4 protein-coding genes and 1 pseudogene are annotated in these 4708 nt (G+C 64.6%); all 5 read left to right on the top strand.

The annotated features are described in order from the left end of the window. Nucleotides 1-567: LysR substrate-binding domain-containing protein (locus tag EN749_RS30805; RefSeq protein ID WP_245491527.1), on the top strand; the 567-nt coding region annotated here is incomplete at its 5' end. A 284-nt stretch (nucleotides 568-851) separates the two neighbouring features. Beyond that, on the top strand, nucleotides 852-1712 hold the full coding sequence (locus EN749_RS30800; protein WP_128289953.1) for a xanthine dehydrogenase family protein subunit M: 861 nt from the start codon (nucleotides 852-854) through the stop codon (nucleotides 1710-1712). Next, nucleotides 1712-2188 carry a (2Fe-2S)-binding protein gene (locus tag EN749_RS30795; protein ID WP_023813348.1) on the top strand — a complete coding sequence of 159 codons (477 nt, stop codon included), beginning with the start codon at nucleotides 1712-1714 and terminating at the stop codon, nucleotides 2186-2188. The genes EN749_RS30800 and EN749_RS30795 overlap by 1 nt, the downstream gene beginning before the upstream one ends. A 1-nt stretch (nucleotide 2189) precedes the next feature. Next, a pseudogene (locus tag EN749_RS30790) lies at nucleotides 2190-4148 on the top strand (xanthine dehydrogenase family protein molybdopterin-binding subunit); the annotation flags it as partial. Between the two features lie 8 nt (nucleotides 4149-4156). Beyond that, nucleotides 4157-4402, top strand: coding sequence for an autotransporter outer membrane beta-barrel domain-containing protein (locus EN749_RS30785; RefSeq protein ID WP_128364568.1), 246 nt, complete (start codon nucleotides 4157-4159; stop codon nucleotides 4400-4402). Nucleotides 4403-4708: the final 306 nt, after the last annotated feature.

The raw sequence follows: 4708 nt of genomic DNA, 5'->3' as shown, positions 1-4708 counted from the left end.
CCGGAGTTCCTCGCCCGCTATGTCAGGATCGACCTGCAGATCGGCCAAAGCGACCGGCTGGTCGATCTCGTGCGCGAAGGCGTCGACTGCGTCATCCGCGTCGGCGAGCCGCCCGACAGCGGCATGATCATGCGGCGGCTGGCTGTCATCCGCGAGATCACCTGCGCCAGCCCTGCCTATCTCGAGCGCCACGGCACGCCCGTCTCCCCCGATGCGCTCGACGGTCACCAGGCGGTGGGCTTTGTTTCGTCGCGCACCGGCGAGACCCTTCCGTTCGAATTCACCGTCGCCGGCAGTATCCGTGAGGTGCGGCTGCCAGGCCGCGTCGCCGCCAACAATTCCGACACCGCCGCCGATCTGGCGCGGCTTGGCCTCGGCCTGATCCAGGCGCCGCGCTATCGCTTCGAAAAGGATCTGGCGGATGGGACGCTCGTCGAGGTGCTGGCCGACTATCCGCCCTCGCCGACGCCGCTGTCGGCGCTCTACCCGCAGAACCGCCAGCTCTCGCCACGCCTGCGCGTCTTCCTCGACTGGGCCTCGCGCATCTTCGCCGAGGCCGATCTCTAGGGCAATTCCAGGAAAAATGTGAACAGTTTCCCGGGAAAGCGCGTCACGGGTTGAGGCCGTTCCGGTCCAAAGGCGGACAAGGGCGAATGAGCGCACTTGATCCACAGCCGAAGTTTCACGAAAATCATCCCAAAGCCGGTTGCTGCCATTCAGCGCGCCACATTCGGTCTGTTGGACCGGATATTGCGGCGCCTGGCCTAATCGCCGCAGATGCGGAACCGGATAGCCATTATGGGGAGACTGTTTATAACGGTCGCTGAAATCGCGATGACCAAGGGGAGACGATGCGCTACATACGTCCGCTTTCAATAGAAGATGCCGTTGGCCAGTTGGCCGGGTCGGCTGGTACGGCCGCCATCCTCGCGGGAGGCAGCGACCTCCTGGTCAGGATGAAGGGCGGCTTTGCCGAACCAGAACTGATCATCGACATCAAGGCGATCGATGGCTTGAGCGAGATCCGGGAAACGGCTGAAGGCTTCAGCATCGGCGCCGCGGTTCCCTGCGCCGTCCTGGGGGAGAACACCGCCCTCAAGAAGGCATGGCCTGGTGTCGTCGAGGCGGCCAAGCTGATCGGCTCGAAGCAGGTGCAGGGACGCTGCACCATCGTGGGCAATCTCTGCAACGCATCGCCGGCTGCCGACAGCGTGCCGGCGCTGGTTGCCGCCGGCGCCAAGGCAGTGGTCGTCGGGCCGGCGGGCAGGCGCACGATCCCCGTGCAGAGCGTGCCGACCGCGCCGGGCAAGACGTCGCTGGCCAAAGGCGAGATCATCGAGGCGATCCTGCTCGACAAGCGCGAGCCGCGGTCCGGCGATGCCTATCTGCGTTTCATTCCGCGCACCGAGATGGACATCGCGGTGGTCAGCGCCGGCGTGAACCTGACGCTCGACGAGCACGGGGTCGTCAAATCGGCCCGCGTGGCGCTGGGCGCCGTGGCGGCGACGGTGCTTCTGGTCGAAGAGGCGGCGGAGGTGCTCATCGGCTCCAGGCTGGACGAAGCGACGCTGGAGCGGCTCGCCAAGGTCTGCGCGGGGGCTTGCCGTCCCATCGACGACAAGCGCGGCACCATCGAATTCAGACGAAAAGTTGCGGGTGTGCTGGCCCAGCGGGCCGCCACATCAGCCTATGCACGTGCAGGAGGCAAATGATGGCTGGTGTAGCAGTTTCAACGACAATCAACGGCGACGCTGTCGAGTATCTTTGCCAGCCCGACGAGACGCTGCTCGACGTCCTGCGCGATCGGCTGGGGCTGACGGGCGCCAAGGAAGGCTGCGGCACCGGCGACTGCGGCGCCTGCAGCATCATCCTCGACGATCGGCTGGTGTGCTCATGCCTGGTGCTCGGCGCCGAGGCTGAAGGCCGCCGCGTCGAGACCATCGAGGGCATGGCCCATGGCGATACGCTGCACCCGCTGCAGCAGAAATTCCTCGAACATGCGGCGCTGCAATGCGGCATCTGCACGCCGGGTTTCCTGATCGCGGCCAAGGACCTCCTGGCCAAGAACCCCGACCCGACCGAGGAGGAAATCCGCTTCGGCCTTGCCGGGAACCTCTGCCGCTGCACCGGCTACGACAAGATCGTGCGTGCCGTCCAGGACGCGGCCATCGTGATGAAGGGAGCCTGAGATGAATTTCGATCCACGTTTTTCCGGACGTAAATTCACCTCCGTCGGCACGCGTCCGATCCGTCCCGACGGCATCGACAAGGTGACGGGTCGCGCCCGCTATGGCGCCGACTTCAACATGGCCGGCCAGTTGGTCGGGCGTGTTCTCAGAAGCCCGCACGCCCACGCCAGGATCGTCAAGATCGACATTTCGAAGGCGGAAAAGCTCGCCGGCGTCAAGGCGGTGATCACCGCGGCCGACCTGCCCGACCTCACCGATGGCGATGCCGCCATGTACGACGTGCTCGACAATTGCATGGCGCGCACGAAAGCGCTCTATGACGGCCACGCGGTGGCCGCGGTCGCCGCGATCGATGCCCGCACGGCCAGGCAGGCGCTGAAGCTCATCGAGGTCGAGTACGAGCTTTTGCCGCATGTCACCGATGTCGACGAGGCGGCCAAGCACACGGCGCCCTTGATCAATGATGCCATCTTCACCGAGGGTCTTGAGGAAAAGCCGGTAAAACCCTCCAACATCACCAAGCGCAGCCAGTTTGGCCATGGCGATGTCCATCAGGGTTTCGGGCAGGCCGACTTCATCATCGAGCGCTCCTTCAAGACCGAGCAGACGCACCAGGGCTATATCGAGCCGCATGCCTGCGTGGCGAATTTCAGCTCCGACGGCACCGCCGACCTTTGGGTCTGCACGCAGGGCCATTTCGTCTACCGCCAGCACTGCGCCCAGCTGCTTGGCATGGAAGCCTCGAAACTGCGCGTCACCTCCTCGGAGATCGGCGGCGGTTTTGGCGGCAAGACCCATGTCTGGGCCGAGCCGGTGGCGCTGGCGCTGTCGCGCAAGGCCGGACGGCCGGTGAAGCTGGTGATGACCCGCGACGAGGTGTTCCGCGCTTCGGGCCCGACCAGCGCCACCTCGATCGACGTCAAGATCGGCGCCCGCAAGGACGGCACGATCACCGCCGCCGAAGCGACGCTGCGCTACAGTTGCGGCCCTTATGCCGGTTCCTGGGCCGAGATCGGCGCGATGACGGCGTTCGCCTGCTACAAGCTCGATAACGTCAAGACGGTCGGCTACGAAGTGCTGGTCAACCGGCCGAAGACCGCGGCCTATCGCGCGCCTTCGGCGCCGATGGCGGCGTTCGCGGTGGAAAGCGCGGTCGACGAGCTGGCCAAGAAGATCGGCATGGACCCGGTCGACTTCCGCATCAGGAACGCCGCGCAGGAAGGCACACGGTCCTCCTACGGCCCGGTCTACGGACCGATCGGCATCGGCCCGACGCTGGAGGCGGTGAAGAGCCATCCGCACATGAAGGCGCCGCTGGGCAAGAACCAGGGCCGTGGCATGGCTTGCGGTTTCTGGTTCAATTTCGGCGGCCAGACCTGCACCGACCTCAACATCGGCATGGATGGCTCGGTCTCGCTGGCCGTCGGCACGGTCGATGTCGGTGGCTCCCGCGCATCGCTATCGCTGGTGGCGGCGGAGGAACTCGGCATCGACTATTCCCAAGTCACGGCGATCGTCGCCGACACGTCCAGCCTCGGCTACAACGACATGACGGACGGCAGCCGCGGCACCTTCTCGTCTTCCATGGCGACGATCTCGGCCGCCCGCAACGCGATCAAGATCCTGCGCGAGCGCGCCGCGCAGATGTGGGACATTGCCGTCGACGACGTGGTCTGGGAAAAGGGCCACGCGATCGCCAAGGGCGAGAAGCACGGCAATCTCGGCAAGCTGTCGCTGAAGGAGATCGCGGCCGAGTCGGGCAAGACCGGCGGGCCGATCGCCGGCCACAGCGAGCTCGTCGCCGATGGTGCCGGCGTCTCCTTCGCCACCCATATCTGCGATATCGAGGTCGATCCCGATACCGGCGCCACCAGGGTCATCCGCTACACGGTCGTGCAGGATGCCGGCAAGGCGGTGCACCCGACCTATGTCGAGGGACAGTACCAGGGCGGCGCCGCGCCGGGCACATGAATGTCTACACCGTCGCCAACCTTTATTACGATTTCGAGGACGGCTCGTCAGTGGACCTGGCAGGAAGCAGCCTGTCAAGCAGGAATGAGCAGCTCTGGGGCGGCATCGGCATCGGTGGCACAGTCAACTGGGCCGACGACAAGTTCTCCGTCTTTGGCGAAGCTGTCGCTCGTACGGGCCTGGAAAATTCCGGCGACAGTCACGCACTGACCGGTTCGCTCGGTTTCCGGGTCAAGTGGTAGATCGGCTGCGGCCGTTAGGTCCAATGCGGGAACCTGATGCCCACATTGCATTGATGGCCAATCATCACGCAAACGCAAACGCTGGACGGTCCAGCGGCCACAGCGATCATGCTGACCAGCGCGGTGCTACAAATGCCGATCAACTTTCTGACACTCGGCTGTCATGTCAAATGTCCGCATTTGGAGGTTGGCTAGCTCAGCGTAAACGACCGGGATTGGGCGCAAAGCAGACCACCTCCCTGTCGGAACCAACAGCGCTTTCATAGAATTTACGGTGACAGTGCACTTTTTACCCTGTCAGTTGCC

It is taken from the genome of Mesorhizobium sp. M7A.F.Ca.ET.027.02.1.1 (assembly GCF_004022985.1).
Lineage (GTDB): Bacteria > Pseudomonadota > Alphaproteobacteria > Rhizobiales > Rhizobiaceae > Mesorhizobium.
This window is presented reverse-complemented; position numbering and strand designations above follow the sequence as displayed.